The 19,681-nt window shown below is 68.8% G+C and carries 19 protein-coding genes and 1 tRNA gene; 12 read left to right on the plus strand and 8 right to left on the minus strand.

Annotated features, from left to right (window positions below; translation table 11 throughout):
* Positions 1-254: 254 nt before the first annotated feature.
* Complete coding sequence (locus B9W62_RS17680; RefSeq protein WP_087808054.1) at positions 255-2,528, plus strand: transglycosylase domain-containing protein; 2,274 nt, start codon at positions 255-257, stop codon at positions 2,526-2,528.
* 100 nt (positions 2,529-2,628) lie between these two features.
* Here the strand turns inward: B9W62_RS17680 and B9W62_RS17685 are convergent, their stop codons facing one another.
* Entirely contained in the window at positions 2,629-3,093 is a 465-nt protein-coding gene (locus tag B9W62_RS17685) for a GatB/YqeY domain-containing protein (RefSeq protein ID WP_087808055.1), read from the minus strand.
* 120 nt (positions 3,094-3,213) lie between these two features.
* Between B9W62_RS17685 and B9W62_RS17690 the strand changes: the two genes are divergently transcribed.
* From B9W62_RS17690 to B9W62_RS17700, 3 genes are all read left to right on the plus strand, one after another.
* Positions 3,214-4,143 (plus strand): metallophosphoesterase, encoded by a 930-nt coding sequence (locus B9W62_RS17690; RefSeq protein ID WP_087808056.1) that lies wholly within the window; start codon positions 3,214-3,216, stop codon positions 4,141-4,143.
* 143 nt (positions 4,144-4,286) lie between these two features.
* A complete protein-coding gene (locus B9W62_RS17695) occupies positions 4,287-5,036 on the plus strand; it encodes a Pr6Pr family membrane protein (protein WP_087808057.1) in 750 nt (249 codons plus the stop codon).
* Positions 5,037-5,103: 67 nt separating this feature from the next.
* Positions 5,104-5,177: transfer RNA gene (locus B9W62_RS17700), tRNA-Pro, on the plus strand.
* 130 nt (positions 5,178-5,307) lie between these two features.
* Here the strand turns inward: B9W62_RS17700 and B9W62_RS17705 are convergent.
* From B9W62_RS17705 to B9W62_RS17715, 3 genes are read right to left on the minus strand one after another with little or no spacing between them, the layout of a single operon-like run.
* The gene (locus B9W62_RS17705) at positions 5,308-5,781 is read right to left on the minus strand and encodes a type II CBASS E2 protein (RefSeq protein WP_199826742.1); all 474 of its coding nucleotides are present in this window, start codon (positions 5,779-5,781) and stop codon (positions 5,308-5,310) included.
* Positions 5,753-6,889: a nucleotidyltransferase domain-containing protein gene (locus B9W62_RS17710; protein ID WP_256976464.1), complete on the minus strand. Its 1,137-nt coding sequence runs from the start codon at positions 6,887-6,889 to the stop codon at positions 5,753-5,755. Before B9W62_RS17710 ends, B9W62_RS17705 begins: the two co-directional genes overlap by 29 nt.
* A 1-nt stretch (position 6,890) precedes the next feature.
* On the minus strand, positions 6,891-7,898 hold the full coding sequence (locus tag B9W62_RS17715; RefSeq protein ID WP_218781988.1) for a CBASS cGAMP-activated phospholipase: 1,008 nt from the start codon (positions 7,896-7,898) through the stop codon (positions 6,891-6,893).
* 157 nt (positions 7,899-8,055) lie between these two features.
* Between B9W62_RS17715 and B9W62_RS17720 the strand changes: the two genes are divergently transcribed.
* Entirely contained in the window at positions 8,056-9,081 is a 1,026-nt protein-coding gene (locus B9W62_RS17720) for a helix-turn-helix domain-containing protein (RefSeq protein ID WP_053637902.1), read from the plus strand.
* A 163-nt stretch (positions 9,082-9,244) separates the two neighbouring features.
* On the opposite strand, the gene B9W62_RS17725 is transcribed toward B9W62_RS17720, so the two are convergent.
* Positions 9,245-9,607, minus strand: a complete 363-nt coding sequence (locus tag B9W62_RS17725; protein WP_053637903.1) for a hypothetical protein — start codon at positions 9,605-9,607, stop codon at positions 9,245-9,247.
* 219 nt (positions 9,608-9,826) lie between these two features.
* Here B9W62_RS17725 and B9W62_RS40740 point away from each other — a divergent pair, with 219 nt between their 5' ends.
* Positions 9,827-10,522, plus strand: a complete 696-nt coding sequence (locus B9W62_RS40740) for a hypothetical protein (RefSeq protein ID WP_256976465.1) — start codon at positions 9,827-9,829, stop codon at positions 10,520-10,522.
* A 151-nt stretch (positions 10,523-10,673) separates the two neighbouring features.
* Here B9W62_RS40740 and B9W62_RS17735 read toward each other — a convergent pair whose 3' ends face one another.
* Genes B9W62_RS17735 through B9W62_RS17745 form a run of 3 tightly spaced genes read right to left on the minus strand, consistent with a single transcriptional unit; the run spans position 10,674 to position 12,926 of the window.
* On the minus strand, positions 10,674-12,191 hold the full coding sequence (locus B9W62_RS17735; protein ID WP_087808058.1) for a LacI family DNA-binding transcriptional regulator: 1,518 nt from the start codon (positions 12,189-12,191) through the stop codon (positions 10,674-10,676).
* Positions 12,192-12,242: 51 nt separating this feature from the next.
* Positions 12,243-12,623 (minus strand): helix-turn-helix domain-containing protein, encoded by a 381-nt coding sequence (locus B9W62_RS17740; RefSeq protein WP_053637906.1) that lies wholly within the window; start codon positions 12,621-12,623, stop codon positions 12,243-12,245.
* Between the two features lie 45 nt (positions 12,624-12,668).
* Positions 12,669-12,926 carry a helix-turn-helix domain-containing protein gene (locus B9W62_RS17745; protein WP_053637907.1) on the minus strand — a complete coding sequence of 86 codons (258 nt, stop codon included), beginning with the start codon at positions 12,924-12,926 and terminating at the stop codon, positions 12,669-12,671.
* A 510-nt stretch (positions 12,927-13,436) separates the two neighbouring features.
* Here B9W62_RS17745 and B9W62_RS17750 point away from each other — a divergent pair.
* The 6 genes from B9W62_RS17750 to B9W62_RS17775 all read left to right on the plus strand — a co-directional run bounded on the left by B9W62_RS17750 (position 13,437) and on the right by B9W62_RS17775 (position 19,487).
* Entirely contained in the window at positions 13,437-14,366 is a 930-nt protein-coding gene (locus tag B9W62_RS17750) for a hypothetical protein (RefSeq protein ID WP_087808059.1), read from the plus strand.
* Positions 14,363-15,064 carry an ATP-binding protein gene (locus B9W62_RS17755; protein WP_079007754.1) on the plus strand — a complete coding sequence of 234 codons (702 nt, stop codon included), beginning with the start codon at positions 14,363-14,365 and terminating at the stop codon, positions 15,062-15,064. The genes B9W62_RS17750 and B9W62_RS17755 overlap by 4 nt, the downstream gene beginning before the upstream one ends.
* A gap of 206 nt (positions 15,065-15,270) precedes the next feature.
* Positions 15,271-16,560 carry a hypothetical protein gene (locus B9W62_RS17760; RefSeq protein WP_087811964.1) on the plus strand — a complete coding sequence of 430 codons (1,290 nt, stop codon included), beginning with the start codon at positions 15,271-15,273 and terminating at the stop codon, positions 16,558-16,560.
* A 318-nt stretch (positions 16,561-16,878) separates the two neighbouring features.
* Positions 16,879-17,271, plus strand: coding sequence for a plasmid mobilization protein (gene mobC, locus B9W62_RS40745; RefSeq protein ID WP_007492055.1), 393 nt, complete (start codon positions 16,879-16,881; stop codon positions 17,269-17,271).
* Positions 17,268-19,004, plus strand: a complete 1,737-nt coding sequence (locus B9W62_RS17770; protein ID WP_087808060.1) for a relaxase/mobilization nuclease domain-containing protein — start codon at positions 17,268-17,270, stop codon at positions 19,002-19,004. The genes mobC and B9W62_RS17770 overlap by 4 nt, the downstream gene beginning before the upstream one ends.
* A 102-nt stretch (positions 19,005-19,106) precedes the next feature.
* The gene (locus B9W62_RS17775) at positions 19,107-19,487 is read left to right on the plus strand and encodes a hypothetical protein (protein ID WP_053637911.1); all 381 of its coding nucleotides are present in this window, start codon (positions 19,107-19,109) and stop codon (positions 19,485-19,487) included.
* Positions 19,488-19,681 lie beyond the last annotated feature (194 nt).

The raw sequence follows: 19,681 nt of genomic DNA on the forward strand, positions 1-19,681 counted from the left end.
CATCTCTGTTGCGCCACAACGGACACCGATTGACACACAAGGCGGATTCGGACACGCACCCCACACGCCGCGGCACGCGCCGGTACGCACCAACGCGCCCCCCAGCGGGGCCCCTCGAAAAAAATTCGAGCGGATCCGGAACGATTCGGGGTCGCCGGACGTATTGATACGTGGCCTCACTGCTGTGACAGTTGAGTGCAGCTTAGGCCAAGGCATATACGCGTGTCCGGCGAATGAGAACGTAGGCTGCCTCCATGCCAAAGAAGCGCTCGGGCGGTGGTCTGTCGCCAACGCAGCAGGCCGCCAAGTTCCTCGGTGTCAGTGTGCTCGCGGGAGCAGTGCTGGCCGGCATCGCGTTGCCCGCCGTGGGCGCGCTGGGGCTGGCCGCCAAGGGGTCGGTGGAGGGCTTCGACGCCCTCCCGACCAACCTGAAGACTCCCCCGCTGAGCCAGCGCACCACCATCCTCGACGCCGAGGGCGGCACCATCGCCACGGTCTACTCGCGCGACCGGACGGTGGTGGACCTCAAGGACATCTCGCCGTACATGCAGAAGGCGATCGTCGCGATCGAGGACTCCCGCTTCTACGAGCACGGCGCGATCGACCTGAAGGGCGTCCTGCGCGCCCTGAACAAGAACGCACGCAGCGGCGAGGTCTCCGAGGGCGCCTCCACGCTCACCCAGCAGTACGTCAAGAACGTCTTCGTGGAGGAGGCGGGCGACGACGCGACGAAGGTCGCCCAGGCCACCCAGCAGACCATCGGCCGCAAGATCCAGGAGCTGAAGCTCGCGATCCAGGTCGAGGAGGAGCTGGGCAAGAAGAAGATCCTCGAGAACTACCTGAACATCACGTTCTTCGGCCAGCAGGCGTACGGCGTCGAGGCGGCCTCCCAGCGCTACTTCTCCAAGCACGCCAAGGACCTCAGCGTCCAGGAGGCCGCCCTCCTGGCCGGCATCGTCCAGTCGCCCAGCCGCTACGACCCGGTCAACGACGAGGCGGAGGCCACCAAGCGCCGCAACATCGTCCTGAACCGCATGGCCCAGGTCGGCGACATCTCCACCGCCGAGGCCGAGAAGGCGAAGAAGGCACCGCTCGGGCTGAAGGTCAGCAAGCCGAAGAACGGCTGCATCACGGCCGTGAACGACGCGAGCTTCTTCTGCGACTACGTGCGCGAGGTGTTCCTGAGCGAACCGGTCTTCGGCAAGACCCGCAAGGACCGGGCCAAGATCTGGAACCAGGGCGGCCTCACCATCCGCACGACGCTCGACCCCAAGGCCCAGGAGTCGGTGCACCAGTCGCTCAAGGACCACGTCAACAAGTCGGACTCGGTCGCCGCGGCGAGCACGCTGGTCGAACCCGGCACCGGCCGGATCGTCGCGATGGGCCAGTCGAAGCCGTACGGCTACGGCAAGGACGAGACCGAGATCAACTACTCGGTCGACCACGCCGTGGGCGGCTCCAACTACGGCTTCCCGACGGGTTCGACGTTCAAGCCGTTCCTCGCGGCCGCGGCCCTGGAGGAGAACGTGCCGGCGACGAAGGAGTACTCGTCGCCGTACGACATGGACTACCCGAGCCCCATCCAGACCTGCGACAAGCCCTGGATCAACGACTCGGGCTACCGGGTCGAGAACGAGAACGAGTCGGAGGTCGGCCCGTACCGGCTGAAGGAGGCGATGGCCAAGTCGGTCAACACCTACTTCGTCCAGATGCTCGCCGACATCGGTCTGTGCCCGGTCGCGTCCATGGCGGACAAGCTCCACGTCCACCAGGGCAACGGCGACAAGCTGCCGCAGAACCCCTCCGCCCTCGCCCTCGGCTCGGTCGGTATGTCGCCGCTGACGATGGCGAGCGCCTACGCGACCTTCGCCTCGCGCGGCATGTACTGCACGCCGGTCGCGATCGAGTCGATCACCCAGAAGGTCGGCAACAAGCAGAAGTCGCTGGAGGTGCCGAAGTCGACGTGCTCCCGCGCCATGACGGAGAAGACCGCGGACAGCGTGAACACCCTGCTGCAGGGCGTGGTCGACTCCGGTACCGGTAAGGCGGCCGGGCTGAGCGACCGCGACAACGCCGGCAAGACGGGTACGACCGACGAGCGCAAGAACGCCTGGTTCGTCGGCTACACGCCGAACATGTCGGGCGCCGTCTGGGTCGGCAGCGCCAGCCAGAAGGTCGAGATGAAGAACATCACGATCGGCGGCGTCTACCACCCCCTCGTCTTCGGTGGCGCGGTCCCGGGCCCGATCTGGAAGGACGCCATGACCGGCGCCCTGGAGGGCAAGGAGTCCCCCTCGTTCAACCTCGTCGACATCCCGGACGGCGACAAGAACAAGGACAAGGACCCGGACAAGGACAAGGGCCGCGACGAGGACAAGCCCGACGACGGGAACAACGGCGACGACGACGGCTTCATCGCCGGCCTGACCAACGGCGGCGCCGGCGACGGCGGCGGGGACGGCGGGGGCGGCGGCTTCCCGGGCAACCTGATCCAGGGCCCGGGCAACGGCCCCGGCGGACGCCGCTGACACGTTCCTTCACCTGATGAGGGCCCCCACCGCGGTCGCGGTGGGGGCCCTCATCAGATGTGCGCCGGCGTTGCCGGCGTCGCATGAACGCGGCGGCGACTCAGCCGGCCAGGAGCTTCTTGACCGCGGCGGCGACCCGGCCGCCCTCGGCCTGCCCGGCCACCTTCGGGTTCACGATCTTCATCACGGCACCCATGGCCCGCGGCCCCTCGGCACCGGCCGCCTTCGCCTCCTCGACGGCCTGCGCGACGATCGCGTTCAGCTCGTCGTCGGAGAGCTGCTTCGGCAGGTAGGCGGCGAGCACCACGCCCTCCGCCTTCTCCCGCTCGGCCTGCTCGGCGCGGCCGCCCTGGGCGAAGGCCTCGGCGGCCTCGCGGCGCTTCTTCGCCTCGCGGGTGATCACCTTCTGCACCTCGTCGTCGGAGAGCTCCCGCTTCTCCTTCCCGGCGACCTCCTCCTTGGTGATCGCGGCCAGCGTCAGCCGGAGCGTCGAGGAGCGGAGCTCGTCGCGTTCCTTGATCGCGGAGTTGAGGTCGTCGTACAGCTTCGACTTGAGCGTGGTCATGGACCTGATTGTCGCAGGTGCGCGCGGATCGGCGCCCGTCGATTTGCCCGCCGCCGGTGCGGGTGGCCGCGCGGGGCCTCCCACCACCGCTCGGTCCGCCGCTTCTGACACGATGGACATATGCGCGCGCGATACGGAGTACCCCTGGGAATCACGGCGGTTGGCACCGCCGGTCTGATCTACGCGGCGGGCATCGAGCCCCGCTCCTTCCGTCTCCGACGGGTGACGGTCCCCGTCCTCCCGTCCGGAATGCGCCCGCTGCGCGTGCTCCAGGTCTCCGACATCCACATGGTCGGCGGTCAGCGCAAGAAGCAGCGCTGGCTGCGCTCACTGGCCGGGCTGCGCCCCGACTTCGTGATCAACACCGGCGACAACCTGTCCGACCCGGAGGGCGTCCCCGAGGTCCTGGACGCCCTCGGCCCCCTGATGGAGTTCCCGGGCGCCTACGTCTTCGGCTCCAACGACTACTACGGCCCCAGGCCCCGCAACCCCGCCCGGTACCTGCTCGAGAAGGTCCAGGGCCGCCACGGTCTCAACGGCAACCCGCCGGTCGTCGGTGCCGTCCACAACCCGTGGGAGGACCTGCGCGACGGTTTCGACGCCGCGGGCTGGCAGAACCTCACGAACACCCGGGGCACGCTCAAGATCGAGGGTGTGTCGGTCGAGCTGACGGGACTGGACGACCCGCACATCAAGCGAGACCGGTACGCGGAGGTGGCCGGCGGCCCGTCCGGCGCGGCCGACTTCTCGATGGGCGTGGTCCACGCTCCCTACCTGCGTGTCCTGGACTCCTACACGGCGGACGGCTACCCCCTGGTCCTGGCAGGCCACACCCACGGCGGCCAGCTGTGCATCCCCTTCTACGGCGCCCTGGTCACCAACTGCGACCTGGACACCGACCGCGTGAAGGGCCTGTCCACGCACACGTCCGGGGGCCACACGTCCTACCTCCACGTCTCGGCCGGCTGCGGCGCGAACCGATACACCCCGTTCCGCTTCGCCTGCCCCCCGGAGGCGACGCTGCTGACGCTGGTGGGCCGGGAGAACTGACCGGTCCCGGGGGCCCCGGGGGCACTAGGGAGCACCAGGAGGAACCAAGCGGTCACCAGCAAGCCGGGGCTGCCTGGCCCGACGCGTAACCCACACGGCTCACCCACATAGCCCGCTATGCCCGGTCTGCCTACGTTGAGGCCATGACAGCCCCGATACCCCGGGACATCCCGGACCTCCCCCCGATTCCGGGCCACGTCGTCCTCCCGCCCACCGTCGTACCGGCCCGTGCCGTGCTGATCCCGGCCCGCCGTCGCACGGTCGCCGCCTTCCGCGGCCTGATCGCCCTGCTGGCCCTGACCGGCGTGGCGATCGAACTGCTCGCCGGGGGTGCGCCCACCACGGCCCTGAGCCACTTCACGATCCAGAGCGGCATCCTGCTGGCACTGGTCATGCTCGCCTCCGCCCGGTGCGCCTGGTCCGCCCACCACCCCCTGCCGGGTGCCCTCACGGGCGCGGCCCTGTTCTACGTCGTCACCGCGGGCCTGGTCCACCACTTGCTCCTGGGCCACGCGTCGAGCCCGTTCGCCGTTCAGGACGACACCGGCATGGCCTGGCAGACCGCCGCGACCCACATCCTCCACACGGCGGTACCGGTGGCCGCGATCCTGGACTGGCTCCTCCTCACCCCGGCCGGCCGTCTGCACCTGCGCCAGGCCCCCGTATGGCTCCTGTACCCCCTGGCCTACCTCGCCTTCACCCTGGCCCGCGGCGAGCTGCTCCTCCCCGGCTCACAGGACCGCTACCTCTATCCCTTCCTCGACGTCGACCAGCACGGCTACAAGATCGCCCTGGGCAACGCCCTCCTCATCGGCCTCGCCCTCTACGCCCTGGCCGTACTCCTCGTAGCCCTGGACCACATCCGCCCGGACCCGCTCCGCCGCCCCCGATAAACCGGATTTCGTCTCCGGCCACCGGTGGGCTAAAGTAAACGACGTCGCCGCGACAAGCAGCGACGATCGGGGTGTGGCGCAGCTTGGTAGCGCGCTTCGTTCGGGACGAAGAGGTCGTGGGTTCAAATCCCGCCACCCCGACAGTGAAGTACCAGGTCAGGGGCCTGATCCGTTTAGCGGGTCGGGCCCCTGAGTGGTTCCGGGGACCATTCTGGGAGCCATTTGGGAGCCGACTTCGGAATGCGGCTCCCCTGGCGGCCACTCTTCGAGATCAGGAGCTGGTCGGCTCACGCCGCCCGACGGTCGGCTGCTCCCCATCGTCGGGCTCAGCGGGCGGCGGCACGGCATAGTCGTGGCCGCTGCCAGTCCAGCGCCCCACGACCCGCCAAACCTCGTAGTGCAGGAGCCACTCCGAGGCCCACGGCAGGATCGTGCGTGAAAGGAGCATGTCCTCCTTCCACTCCCCAGGCAGATGCAGGCACAGGTCGCCGCCTGCATAGACATGCGGCAAGGCGGTGGCACGCGGGTGCAGGGCCAGGGGCGGGTCGATTACCATCACGCGCGGTCGGTGTCGGTGCCGGTAGGTGATCCGTACCGTGTAGCGCCTGCTGGCGGGGGTGGGTTGGAGGAAGACCGTGCAGACGAGCTCACCGCTCCGCACCGTTCCCTTAGCCTCGGGAAGGACGGCCTTGATCGCGGCCAGTTGCCGACCGAGGTTAATTGCGCGGTGAGGAATGCTGGCCATAGAAGGTGTTCTTCAGCTTGCGGGGGCCAGCCGTGGTCGGGGAGAGCAGTCCGGTGGAGCCCATTCGGTTGTTGGTGGATGCACTCACGCGGGCGGCGTAGCGCTCGTAGGACCGGCGGACGGGGGCGGGGTCGAAGGACTTTGCGAGTCGCTCGAAGACTGCGTCCAGGCCCTTGGTCTCCATGCCGGCGAGTTCGCTCACGGTCGTGGCGATCTCGTCGTACCAGGCGTGAAAAGCCTTCCGGCGCTCGGGGTACTCGTTCCACTTGTCGGTGAAGTTCTCTGCCTTGTGCGCCGGGTTGGGCACCCACCACTGGCCGTCGCGTCTCTCGATGAAGGTCAGCATGTTGTCAAGCACGCTGCGCACGGCAGTGAACAGATCATCCTCGCCGCTGTACGCGTGTCCGGCGAGCGTGGTGATGAGGATCGACGGCGGCCGGTTGTCGATGTCCTCCGCGAACATGATCATGCAGTGCCACTTGAGGATCTGCACGACGCGTTGCAGCGGACTGCGAACTGGCCAGGTGGGAACGTCCGCGACGTTGGCGTGTCGCTTCTCCAGAATCTGGCGGGACAGCTCCGATCGTCGCCGGAACCAGTCCGCGTATCCGATGGGGTTACTGCGCTGCCACTGCCAGAGATCCTTGTCCGTCAGGCGGATGCCGGTGGGCGGGCGGTCCTCGTCCGGGATGGCGGGCAGGACATCGAGGTGGAACCCCGGATATCCCAGGGTCCAGCAGCGGCGGCGAGACTCGATAGATTCCGGGCCGTCGGTGTGGCCTCGGTCCTGCTTCCACTTAAGGTAGGCAGTCAGCTGATCGCCGACCCGCTGCTTGAGCCGCTCTTGCGTAGTGCTCTCCGGGCGCAAGGGCAGGCGGCAGACCAAGTCGATGTCGTACTCGCCACCGGGTGTGCCTGGGCGCACCACGGTGCCCAGGCGGAAGGAACCCTGGGGATAAATCTGCCACCCCGGGCTGCCGTTCTCGGCAAGCCAGGTGCCGACCTCCTCGTAGCGTTCAACAGCGTTGTCATGCAGTTCGGGGGAGATGTCGAGCACCTCCACCGCGCCGTCGAGCAGCATCGACAGCATCTCATCGAGCGAGTCCACGTCATTCCTCACGTGCGGGGTAGAAGGGCGCGAACACCGGAGCGCGGTGATCGCAGAACATGCGATGGACGGTGGGCGAAGCGTCGCGGCTGACATGGCCGGCGAGCCCATAGAGGGTCTCGGTGTCGACCTTGTCCAGCGCGACGGCGCCGGTCGGTACCGTCGGATTGAGGCGGAGCACGTTGGCCTTCCCGACGAAGTGCTTCACCTGTTTGGCGGCGCTCTCGCTCTGTGCCCGCATAAGCACCTCCACGGCGTCGCGAGCCCATGGGAGCATGCCGCCACGGTCCAAACGGCGATGGCGGCTGCGGACATCGATCGTGGTCCCCAGGCTGAACACCCGGATTGCATTGAGCGGAACCGAGAGCGGCCCCACCGCCTCGGTGAGCGCGACCATGGTCGGGTTGTTCGCCCACACGCCGCCATCGATGAGGCGCGCTCCGTCCAACGGCATCCCGGGCAGGTAGGTCGGCGCGGCAGAGGTGGATAGTGCGACGTTCACAGCCTTCTCGCGCCAGTCCCGCTTCAGGGTGGGCAGATGCGGGGTCCGGAACAGGTAAACATCATCGGCGGCGACGTTGTACGAGGTGATCACGAGTCGTTTCGTGCTCTCCCCGAAGGTTCGGTCACCGAACACCTCCGTGAGCGCTGCCTTCAAGGGCTCGGAGCCGTACTTCGCCCGCAACAGGTGCCGGATACCGCGCATCCGGCTGCGATCCCGGAAGATCCGCGGGCCGTGCTCGGTGTAGAAGGTGAGGATCTCCCGGGGCGACAGCCCGAGGCCGAGACCCAGCGCGATGATGCCACCCGTAGAGGTGCCCGCGATCAGGTCGAAGTGATCGACGATCCGGATGCCAAGATCTTCCTCCAAGCGGGCCAGGACCGCTGCGGAGAACATGCCGCGAAATCCGCCGCCGTCCAAGGCCAAGATCTGGAAACGCTCTGTCAGTTCAACCGCCCCCGGCTCCACGGCTCCCAGAAGATCCGGCCCACCGAGCCGGATCTTCACTTTCGAGAGTACTTAATATCACAGCACGACTTTCCGCGCGTCCTTCTACACTCAGATCGTAGTGCTTATGCCGGTGGCGCCCCCTGGGGCGTGCGTGGCTTCCGCGATCCGCCAAGATGTGGGGGCCGAGATCAAGCAAGGACAGACAAGGGGAGAGATGAGCACGCAGGCGTTCGAGCGCACTCGACTTCGAACAGCCCGCGAGCTGGCCGGGCTGACCCAGGCACAGCTGGCCAGAGAGGCTGGCCTCACACCTGCCGCGATCAGTCAGTTCGAGAGCGGGGCGGCGCGCCCGAGCCCAGAGTCCGTCGGCACTCTGGCCGAGATCCTCGCGGTACCCCCCGCGTTTTTCCACGAGGCGATGACCGAGAGCCACGAGGGCTTCTTCCGGTCGCTGCGCCGAACATCGGTGGTTGACCGCCGCCGCGCCCGAGCGATCGCTCATGTCGCACACGACTTGGCCGTCCGGGCCTCAGCCGCGCAGCGGTTCTGCGCAAGCGACGTGCCCGTGATTCCCGTGAGCGGGTTGGACGTCCCTGCAGCCGAGATCGAGCAGACCGCCGCCCGCGTCAGGTCTCTATGGGAGCTTCCCTCGGGCCCGGTCGGGAATGTCGTTGAGCTACTGGAAGCACATGGGGTCGCCGTGATCCGACTTCCCCTCGACAGCGCAGACGTCGATGCCTTCTCTCTACCCTTCGCCGACCACCCTGTCGTCGTTCTGGGCACCGACAAGGACGACCGCGCCCGATCCCGGTTCGATGCCGCACACGAACTGGCCCATCTCGTACTGCATGGTGAGCAGATCTGGGGCGTCAAAGAGGTCGAGACGCAGGCCCACCAGTTCGCGGCAGCCTTCCTCATGCCCGCCGAGGACATCTACGACCAGCTGCCGACTAGGGTTGAGTGGCCAACCCTCTTCGAACTGAAGCGACGTTGGCAGGTGTCTTTGGCTGCCCTGCTGATGCGTGCACGGACGCTGGGCCGCATGAGCGAGAGCACATACTTGACGGCGATCAAGGCGGCGTCCGCCAGGGGGTGGCGCCGTGTCGAACCTGTTCCCCTAGGCCGGCCGGAACAGCCAGTAGGGCTTTTGCAGTACCTCGCCTCCCCTGAAAGCGGCGCTGCACGTGCCGTCCTGCCGCCGCGGATCGTAGAGAGTATCGAGGTCTCGTCAGCGGCATAGCGGTCCGTTGTTGTGGACCGGGGTCATGGGTACGCCGGTTCTCGGCCAATTCGAGTGCTCCCGTGCCCCGAACTCAGCCGACCGTTAAAGCTCGCTCTGGGCGACGACACTGGCAACGGTGCTGGAGGTCGGCGGGAGGTTCAGCCAGTGACCAGGGCCGACGTCATTCCTCGCGATGCTGAGCGAATACCTGCTGTTGCTCGTCCCGCCAGCTCCAGTTCGCCGACCGAGAGAAGGGTAGGCTTCTGGCAAGGTCGGAAAACTGGTCGGATGGCTCCCGGCTGGCCTTGTTGACCACGATCGCCGAGAGCATCGGTGCTCGTCCGTCTTCGTTGCAATGAAGGCAGACATCCTTGAGCAGGTAGGTCATGACTCCGCGGTGAGGCGGGATGGAGTCGAAGCCCTGTGCCGCCAATTCGGCGCTCAGCTCCCCGTACGTGATGGTCTGTCCCTGCCTGGCTCGCTTGCGCAGGATCTCCACGGCTGCTTCGACCGCTGCCGGGTACTCCGGGTCCTTGATCCTCATTGTCCCTCCCCCATCGTGTGGCCACTGCCCAGCCTGCGCATCGTACCGGCCGGACACCGGCCCAGTACGGCTAGAGGCGGTACAGGAGCGAGGAGCAGCAACCGCGATCGACTCAGAACCGCCTCCCCCGTCTATCGATTCTGCGGTCGCCCCAGAGCGGCCTGAGTAGGCTTGATCGCGAATCATGCCCCTGGCCCTCGATGGGAGGTTGGAGCAGCAGTGGTCAACCCCTTTGCGCCGCCGCCAGAGATCTCCGGTCAGCCTTTATGGTCTCCGCCGGACGAGTACCTCTGGCACACCTGCGACATCCTCGCCGACATTCTCGAAGGGCAAGTGGCCCGACGGCCGGTTGTAGCCACGACGGCGCGACTGCATCACGGCGACCGGGCCGTCGCTGTTGGACCTGGACAGCGTCTGACCTGGCGGGCTCTCGGCAATGGACGCTACAGGCGCAACGATGTCTTCGCCTTCGGCAACCCTGGAGTGGTGCTCGGAACCCTCGCAGCGAATGCGATCGGCAATGCCGCTCGCCGTCGCCAAGCAGCCCACGATGCCCAGCCCCGGTGGGTACTGGACGGGGCCGGCGAAGTGACCCTTACCCTTCAAAGGCTGCACTTCGCCAACCACGCCTGTGAACTGGACCTTGAATGGCGCGCGTTGGGGTCGATCGAACTCGTAGCTGCTGATGTTTTCCAGACGAGTTTCGTGAACACACACGGCGCTCATACCACCGTTCGTGTGCAGACACCGTGGGCATCGCTCGCCTTCGCGCTCGCCGCGATCACCGCGTTTCCCGCACATCCACGCCTGCTCAGCCGTGGCTGGGTGCCGCCGGACTTCGAGCAGCGCTGTGCCCTAGCAGGCCGCCCTTGCCGTCCAGCCGCACAGCTAGCACTACAAGGAAGCGGCTCATAAGGGCGAGCCTTGACGGGGATCACCGCGCCGATGCCATGTATCCCGGCAGCGAGCCCGGAAGGTCAAGAGGTAAGACGCAGGTACCGGACCCGAAGCCGCTCCCAGCGGCAATGACACTGCACCGCAGGCACGCTACGGGGCAAACGTAGACCTACCGAACGGCGACCGCGCGAGCGCGTAGGAGATCGTTGAGCACGCGCACCGGCGACGCCGGAGACAGCGCCAGTCGGGCGTCGAGCGCCGACTCCCATTGCTCGGTCAGCCCGAGCTTGAGGCGCTGCCGCATGCCCGGGGTGACGTGGGCGTAGCGTGCCGAGACCGAGCCGTCGATGTGGCCCATGCGTTCGTCCATGAGCACCTTCTCGGTTCCCAGGTCCTCCATCATCGTCCGGTGAGTGTGGCGAAGGCCGTGGGGCGTGAGTCCCTTGGCTATCGGGAGCCAGCAGGTGTCGGCCCGGTCGGTGGCACCTCGCCCCCGAGCCGGGACGCCAGGCCACGGCTCGCCGAGCAAGGGCACCGGCCGTGGCTCCTGCGGCGCCTTTTTCGGGTACCAGCCGGAGACCGCCGGCGTGAACAGCCAGGTTGCGAAACCGTTCCTGCGCCAGTGGGCGGCATGCTCCGGTACGACGCCGCCCCGGACGAACCGGAGGTCCGCGATGGCCTGCTCGACCTTCTCTCGCGTGGCCTCGGTGACCCGTTCCGGGTGGTTGAGGACGTTGGACACCGTGCCGGTCGAAACGCCGGCACGACGGGCGACGTCGACAAGCTTCGCGCCCTGGTGACCGCCCGTGCGCGCCGCACCTTGCCCTCGGAAGACGTAGGTCTTGCCGTGGCAGGGGCACGGCTTGGGCTTCGTGCGGGCGATGTGGTTGGCGACCAGCGCGGACAGCCAGTCCATCGAGTCGATGGTGCGGTAGCTGTCGTCCTTCGGCGGGCAGCGCACCAACTCCCCTGTGTCGAGTTCGTACAGCTGCCACTCGACCCGGACGGCTCCAGGGCGGACGAACGCGGTCTCCAGGCCGACGATCTCGCCCCAGCGCATGCCGGTGTAGCCCTTGAGGACCACGGCGACGAACTCGTCGTCACGGCCCGAGAGGAGGGCGGCGCGCTCGGCGGTCAGCAGGATGCCGAGCGCGTCGGTGACCACCTTCTCCGGACCACGGTCTCGGGAGCGGCCGGCGCGCTTACCCCGTCCGCGCCGCCGAGCGGCCGGGTTGGACGTGATCAGGCCCTCGTCGATCGCGTCCTCGAAGATCAGGTGAAGCGTCGAGCGCCAGGTCTTGACGCTGGATGCCGCGTAGAGGGCCTTCTCCTTCTTCTCCCACAGGTCGACGTCCGTGCGCAGGATGCCGGCGAGTGCCTTGTCCTCGAACTCGGGGAGGAGGTGCTCCTCGATGTGGCGCTTGTAGTTCTGCATGGTGGAGGCAGCCAGGTCCTGGGCCTCGTACCAGCGGTTCGCGTACTCGCCGAAGGTCTCCTGGCCGAGGGCCGGGTCGCGCCAGTCGCCGCGACGGTACTTGTTCTCGGCCTCGGCCGCTGCCCGTTTGGCCTCGCCCTTGGTGGCGAACCGGATCGCCTTGCCGTTGTTGTCGACGACCGTGTTGTGCTTGCCGGGCGCGACCTTGTACCGGCCGCGCCAGTAGTTTCCTCGCTTCTCCGCGAAACCCAAGTCCCGCTGCCCCCCTCTTCCTTGTCCTCGGCTACTGCAGATGCGATCGGGTCACGCGACAGTGCTGTACTGCTGCTGTCGACGCGGCGGGCGGGCCCGCAGGCGAGTCGCCGGCGCCACGGCGGGGCGACGACGTTGCGCGGAGTCGGTCTGCGTACCGGGCTCGGAGAGCGGCTCGGTCGCCCGGGCGGCTGTCTGCGCGGGCTGCGCCGGCCGCTCCTCGTAAAGGCGGATGATCTCGGCGAGGTGCTCGGCGGTAAAGCGGTAGGCGCGGCCGACCCGGGTGTGCGGGATCAGACGCCGTCGCGCTCGGTCCTTGACCCACCAGGACGAGCAGCCGAGGGTGTCGGCGATCTCCTCGGGGCGGTAGAGGCGGGGTGGAGGGGCGTCGGACGGCCTGTGGGGGACGGGCGCGGGCGTGGGTCGGTGCAAGGGGGCGGCTCCTGGTCGCGAGGGCGGGGGGGATGCGTGGGCGGCTCAGGTGGCGCCCGGGCCCTGGAGGAGTGCGACGGGCGATACCTGCAGGGCTTCGGCGATGGCGACGAGGTCGTCGATATCGCATCGCCGCTTGGCGAGTTCGATGCGGGACAGCATCGTGTTGGACATAGGACGGCCCAAAGCGGTACACCGCGCGGCGAGTTGGCGCTGCCCAAGGCCGCGTTCCGTACGGAGGATTTCGATGGCGCGAGCCGCCAGTATTCCTGCGGGTCCTATTTCCAGAGATCGTGCTGCCATGGCTCCAGTTGTAGCGTGCATTCGCCGGTTTGGTTAACCGGCGATCGTCGGCTATGTTGCGCCGCGCTCAATCGGTGAGCGAGGCGGTCGGGGTGCTGCGCAAGGCCGGATCCCCGCACGGGTCCCAGCACCAGAGACCCCCTTTGACGTGGGGTGTTGTGTTGTAGCTTCGCCGCTCGCGGGGTGTCAACGGCTTCCGGATGTGATCCTTCTGGCTCGGAATGCGGGGCAACTATTTGGTCAACCGCCGATCGTGCCCTACCGTTTTCGCACCGCCCTCGCCGATTCGATTTCCAGCGGCATTTCTGCCGTGAGAGATTGCGCCGGATAGGGCTGGACTTGCGCGACCTGGGTGTGGCTATGTTGACGACACCCCGGAAAGTGCGAGCGGCCATCAACGCTCCCGCGTCAACGGCCGTACATTCCCGCCCTTCACACCCGTCCCCGCCCCCGACCGACGGTGAACCGTGGGCACCCAGCCCACCGGCCACCGAGTGAGGACCGCCCCTCTTGGCACGAATCCGCACCATCAAGCCCGAAGCCTTCGTCTCCGAGTCGCTGGCAGCCGTCTCCCTGACCGCCGAGCGCACCTTCTTCGGCCTGCTCACCCAGGCTGACGACCAGGGCCGCCACCGTGACCACGCCGCGATCATCGCCGGGCAACTGTGGGTCCTGCGCCCGGAACACACGCCCTCCGCCGTCGAGCAGGACCTCGCCCAGCTCGCCGACTCCGGGCTGATATGCCGCTACAAGGGCCCGGATGACAAGCGCTACCTGCACATCGTCACCTGGCGGCAGCATCAGAAGATCAACCGCCCCAGCGCGAGCCGCCTGCCAGCCTGCCCGCGCCACGACACGCCAGCCCCCGCGTCCGGCGTCGGCACGCCGGCTGCGGGGACTGGCGTCACGGAGCCCGCACCGCTGTCTCCCGGAGCGCTCCGTGAGGGCTCCGGGCAAGTACGCAACCCTGCGGTGCATCCCGCTCCGAATGGCGAACCTGCAGGTCAGGACGATTTCACGGAGTCCTCCGTGAGGAAGCAGGGAGGGCTCGGTGAGGGAGCGGTGACGCCTCACGGTCCGGATCTAGGACCTAGGATCATGGATCTAGGAGATACCCCTTCGGGGGGCGCGAGCGCCCCCGCACCTCGCACCGTCTCGGCCGACCAGCTCATCGCCGAGTACGCCGCCGCTTGCACACACCGGCCACCCAAGGACGTCCTGGGCCATCTCGGCCAGCAGGTGCGCAAGCTGCTCGACGAGGGCATAGCCCCCGATCACATCCGGGCCGGACTCGGACTGCACCGCGCCAAGGGCCTGCACCCCAGCACGTTGCCGAGCCTCGTGCACGAAGCCATGAACGCGGCCCCCGCCGCGCCGGTTGTCCACAGGGCGTGGACAAACCCCGCCGATGTCGAAGCCGCCTACGGAGGTGACCTCTGACCGCCACCCTCACCCGCGAGCCCCACCGGGTCGGCCCGCTCGCCGACCGGCTCAACGGCATCCTTGCCAGTCGCGGCATCGACCTCGCCAGCGCGGCCGTCGAGGAAGGGCACGCCGAGCCCGTCACCGCGCTGGAACTCGCCGACGCCAGGATCCCCGCCCGATACCGCCGAGCCCTGGCCGACCACCCGAAGGTCACCGCCTGGGCCGACGAGATCGCCCGCGCCGGACGCCCCGGCCCCGGGGGGCCGGGCATCGCCGAAGGCCCGTCGCTGCTGATCGCCGGCCCCACGGGCACGGGCAAGACGTACCAGGCGTACGGCGCCATCCGCACCCTGCTCGCCCGTGGCGTCCGCCTGCGCTGGGAGGCGACCACCACCGCCGACTTCCACGCTCGCCTGCGTCCCCGCGCCGGCCATGACGCCGAACGCGAACTGCAGACCCTGGCACGCTGCCCGTTGCTGTTCCTGGACGACCTCGGTGCGGCCAAGACCAGCGAGTGGACCGAGGAGCTCACCTACCGGCTCATCAATCACCGGTACGAGCACATGCTCCCCACGCTCATCACCACCAACCTCCCGACGGAGCAGCTACGCGTCGCCCTCGGTGACCGCGTCGCCTCCCGCCTCGCCGAGATGACCGAGCGCGTCATCCTCAAAGGCCCCGACCGACGACGCCGCACCGCGCCCTCCGCCTGACCGGCCTCCCCTCCTGCCTCGCCGCGCGCGCTCACGCCTGGCCTGCGCCGGCCCGCGCAGCAGGACCGCTCAACGCTCCGTCGTGATCGTCCGGCCCTCCCCGGTTCCTCTACACCTTGGAGACCCTCCTGCCTTCTCTGACCCTCGTTTCCCTGGCCACCCGGAACAGCGGCACGCTGATCCGCCCGGACTGGGTCACCTCCCCGGTGACAACCCTGGCGCTCCTCATCCCGCTCGTGCTGCTGGGTCTGCTCGCCGGATGGCTGATCCGCCAACAGCGCCGCCGGCCGCCCGGCAGCAAAAACTGGCGCGGGACCCTCGCTGTGCCCGTCGCGGCCATGGCCGCGCTCGGCTGCACCGCCTACAGCGCGGACACCAGCTGGCGGTTCGCCGCCGACTACCTCGACATGGGCGGCACCGCCGAGCGCGTCGCGATGTTCGCCGCCGCCGAGCTGGCCCTGTTCGCCACCGCCCTGATGGCCCGGCAGAACCTCAACGGCCCGAAGCAAACACCCGGCCTGCCCGGCACCCTCACCTGGGTCATCACCACCGTCCAGATCCTGCCCGCCTACGCCGAGTCCGGGCTGGTCGGCGGCACCGTGCGAGCCTTCGTCGGCCCGGTCATGGCCGCGATGCTGTGGCACCTGGCCATGGGCATCGAGCTGCGCCACCGCACCCCCGACGCCGCCTCACGCGGCCTGGCCGCCGTCCTCGTCCGCCAGGCACGCGAACGCCTCCTAGCGCGGCTCGGGATCGCCGACCAAGACGCCGATGCCACCCGCCTCATCCGTGAGCGCGCGCTGAGTGAAGCCGTCGCCCTGATCCTGCGCGCCGAGTCGATGACCGACCGCAAGCGCGGCAGGCGGCGGCAACGACGCCTGACGGAACGTCTGCGCGAAGCGCTGGAGCGGGCCGGCGTCGACGGCGACCCGCTCCAGGACGAGCTGCTGCTGCGCAAGCTCGCAACCCGCAAGCAGGCCCTCGACCTCGCCTCCATCACGCTGCCGCCGCGCTGGCAGATTCCGGCCTCCAACCCTCTCCGTGAATCCGGGCACAGCCGCCCGCGCTACAGCCGCCCGGCACCACTGCCGCGGGCAGAGGAAGCTGCCCGCCCACACCCATCGGACGCGGGTGACGACGAGGTGCCTCCGGCTGCCCGCCCGGAGACTGCCCGCCCGGTGCCCGGGCTGTCCGCACGGGCAGAAGCCGAAGACAGCCCGGCGCCGACGGGCAACAGCCCGGGCAGCGTGTCGGGCAAGCGCGAACGGAAGGGGGCTGCCCGGAAGAAGCGCGACGCCGGCAAAGCCCGTGCCTCCGACGAGGTCATCCTCAAGCACGCTCGCCGCATCTACGAGGAGACCGGCAGCGTCGGCCGCGACCGGGTCGAGGACGCCCTGCGCGCCGCCGGCTACACCGTCTCCAGCGACGGCGTCGGACGAGTCGTCCGCGAGTTCAAGGCCCAGCTCAAGGCAGCAGCCGGCGATCCACTCCGCTGATCCCCGCAGCACCAGCACTCCCAACCAGACCCCTACCCGAAGGGCCCCATGCACGCCCCGCACCACGAAGACCCCATGCCCCGCGAGGAATCCCTGCTGATCACCCCTGCCCCATCGGGAGCAAGTTGGTGCAGGAGCATCGCTCCCGTCGGGAGCAATGCTCCTGCCTCTCCCGCCCCGGGAGTGGCAGGAGCGGATCGGCACCGGGGGGCGCCGATCGTTGAGGATGCGACCGAGGGCGGATCGCATCCTGAGAGGGAGGAACCGCGCACGTGCCACAGCACCGACTGCGCTCACGCTGCTCCGTCGAAGCCCCGTGTGCAGCAGCGTGAGCGTCTGCGCGACGAGAAGAAGCGCGTGCGCCAGCCCAGCTGCCGCATGAACGACGACGAGTACCAACTCCTCGTCCGCGCAGCCGCCGAGTGCCATATGAGCGTCGCCGGGTTCCTTGCCCGCGCGGCTCTCAACGCTGCCCGCGACCTCAACCGCACCGCGGCGGACATCGCGGGTGAGAAAGAGATGCTGCAGGAGCTGTTCGCGCTGCGGCGGCACCTCGGGCAGATCGGCAACAACCTCAACCAGGTAGCCAAAGCGCTGAACTCCGGAGCCGACGCCCCGCAGGCCGCGGCCGTCCTCGCCGCCGTCCAGCGTGCCGCCAAGCGAGTCGACGCCTTCACCCAGCAGCACCTGGAAAACCAGGCGGCTGCGTGATCCCGCGCGTCCACACCAGGGGCAGGCGTACCATCGGCCTGCTCCACTACCTGTACGGGCCCGGCACGCACGAGGAGCACATCGACCCGCACCTGGTGGCCGCCTGGGACGGCCTTGCCCCCGATCCCGGCCGAGACCCCGACGCCACGTACGGCGATCTCCAGCGGTTGCTCGACCAGCCGGTCATGGCCATGCCCGAGAGCCGGCGGCCCGCCGAGCACGTGTGGCACCTGTCGGTACGCGCCGCCCCCGAGGACCCGATCCTGTCGGACGAGCAGTGGGGCGAGATGGCCCGCAGGATGGTCGCCGCCACCGGTATCGCCCCCGACGGCGACGACGCCGCCTGCCGCTGGGCGGCCGTCCGGCACGCCGACGACCACATCCACATCATCGCCACCATCGTCCGCGAGGACGGCCGCCAGGCCCGCCTTCGCCAGGACGGCAAACGCTCCCAGGCCGAAGCCCGCAAGATCGAAAACGACTACGGGCTGCGCCGCCTCCACGCCGGCGACGGCACCGCCGCCCAGCGGCCCACCAGCGCCGAACGCCACAAAGCCCAACGGGAAGACCGCAAGCGCACCGCGCGTGAGGAACTGCGCGAGACCGTACGCCGCGCCGTCGCCGGCACCACCTCCACGGAGGAGTTCTTCGACCGCCTGGCCGCCGCCGGCCTGCTGATCCGCAAGCGCGTCGCGCCCTCCGGCGACCTGCTCGGCTACAAGGTCGCCCTGGCCGACGACCGCAACGGTGAGAAGGAGCCGGTGTTCTACGCGGGCTCCACGCTCGCGCCCGATCTGTCCCTGCCCCGCATCCGTGAACGCTGGGCGCTGCCCGCGGAGGCCGCTTCGGCGGACGGCTCAGGGCGGGAGCAGCCGGTCCTGCCGGACGTGACCGGTCCCGCGTTCGCGCGGCGCCGAGCCTCCGCCGCCACCTGGCAGGCCCTCGTGATCATCGATCACGGAGATGACGGCGCGGCAGCTGCCCAGATCGCCGCAGCGGGTGAAGTCCTGGACGCGCTCGCCAAGACCTCCGCCGCCCACACCCGCGCTGAACTCCGCGAAGCGGCCTTCGCATTCGAGCGGGCCAGCCGCTCCCACGTGAGGGCCGTACGCGGGCATGACCGCGCCCTGCGCCAGGCCGCCCGCGACCTCGTCCACAGCGGCCCAGCCCTCGGTCGCGGCGAAGACGGCGCCACCACCGCGATGCTCATCGACATGGCCTTCTTCCTCGCCATCGCCACCGCGAACTGGCACGCGAAGAAGCACCACAGCCAGCAGGCCGCAGCCGCCCGACAAACCGCCGAGCATCTGCGCGCCGCCTACCAGGCCGCCGCGGGGGAGCCCATGGCCGCACTGGGCCAGCGAGGCCAGCGCCTGGCCCCGCGCGTCCGGCAGCGGCAGGCCGACCTTGTTCGCCACGTGCTACCGGAGCTGGCAGAACGGATCCGGGCCGAGGACGGTTGGTCCGCACTGGCCACCACCCTCGACGACGCCCGGAGGGCTGGCCACGACCCGGCAGCTCTGCTGGCTGACGCTGCCCGGCGGCGCGAGCTCGGCACCGCCACCTCCATCAGCGACGTCCTCGTCTGGCGCCTGCGCCGCAGCGCCCACCTGCCCGCCCTACCCGAAAGCTCCCACGAGGCACTCGCCCAAGGCAGTCACCGCCAGAAGCCCTCAGTGCCCAACACGCCGCTGAGGCAGGACACCGCGAACTATTCCGGCCGCCGCCGCTGACCGGAAAGCGACGCAACATAGCCGACGATCGCCGGTTGGGCAAACCGGCGGTTCTCCGGACCATTTATGTCTCACCCGCCCACTCCCAGGAGGAACTCCCGTATGCCCAACACCCAAGCACGACCGGAGATCGTCGTCCTGCTCTGCGACACGGACGTCGAGCGCCAGCGTGAGACCAGCAAGTGGTACCACCTCGACGGACGCCCGTTCAGCAAGGACGAGCTGAGCCTCCTCCGCAGGGCCACTCGCGCCGAGTTCGACGAGATCAGGAAGCAGCACAAGCGATACGAGGACTACCGGCGCACGATGGACCAAGCTCCGGATGCCCTCGACCAGTTCCTGGCCCCGTTCTGGGAGCGACTCGACGTGAAGAGGCTCGGCAACGCCGTCGAGCTCATGAATGAGGACGAGCGAGCCGAGCTCGATCGCCTCCTCGGGCTCATCGTCGACCCAATCCGCCCCTTCACCCCCTACGCCTTCTGACCCTGGCCCCCGCGCCGATACGTACCCAACGCGCTGGTGACCGGCTCCAAAGACCGATCCGGCATCTGACACAGAGGCGTGTGCGTCCCATGCGATAGCCGGTAGGACTCGTCACGCCGAACGAAGCACCAGGCGTGGAGGCGGACCGCTCTCAACAATCTCAGACCGTGACGCACGAGGACGCCGACCAGGGC

It is taken from the genome of Streptomyces sp. CS113 (assembly GCF_002188365.1).
GTDB lineage: Bacteria > Actinomycetota > Actinomycetes > Streptomycetales > Streptomycetaceae > Streptomyces > Streptomyces tendae.

What these genes read in the sequence shown, in the direction of transcription:
- B9W62_RS17680 (WP_087808054.1), top strand. Translation starts at nt 255, where the DNA reads ATGCCAAAGAAGCGCTCGGGCGGTGGTCTGTCGCCAACGCAGCAGGCC.
- B9W62_RS17685 (WP_087808055.1), bottom strand. Translation starts at nt 3,093, where the DNA reads ATGACCACGCTCAAGTCGAAGCTGTACGACGACCTCAACTCCGCGATC.
- B9W62_RS17690 (WP_087808056.1), top strand. Translation starts at nt 3,214, where the DNA reads ATGCGCGCGCGATACGGAGTACCCCTGGGAATCACGGCGGTTGGCACC.
- B9W62_RS17695 (WP_087808057.1), top strand. Translation starts at nt 4,287, where the DNA reads ATGACAGCCCCGATACCCCGGGACATCCCGGACCTCCCCCCGATTCCG.
- B9W62_RS17705 (WP_199826742.1), bottom strand. Translation starts at nt 5,781, where the DNA reads ATGGCCAGCATTCCTCACCGCGCAATTAACCTCGGTCGGCAACTGGCC.
- B9W62_RS17720 (WP_053637902.1), top strand. Translation starts at nt 8,056, where the DNA reads ATGAGCACGCAGGCGTTCGAGCGCACTCGACTTCGAACAGCCCGCGAG.
- B9W62_RS17725 (WP_053637903.1), bottom strand. Translation starts at nt 9,607, where the DNA reads ATGAGGATCAAGGACCCGGAGTACCCGGCAGCGGTCGAAGCAGCCGTG.
- B9W62_RS17745 (WP_053637907.1), bottom strand. Translation starts at nt 12,926, where the DNA reads ATGGCAGCACGATCTCTGGAAATAGGACCCGCAGGAATACTGGCGGCT.
- B9W62_RS17775 (WP_053637911.1), top strand. Translation starts at nt 19,107, where the DNA reads ATGCCCAACACCCAAGCACGACCGGAGATCGTCGTCCTGCTCTGCGAC.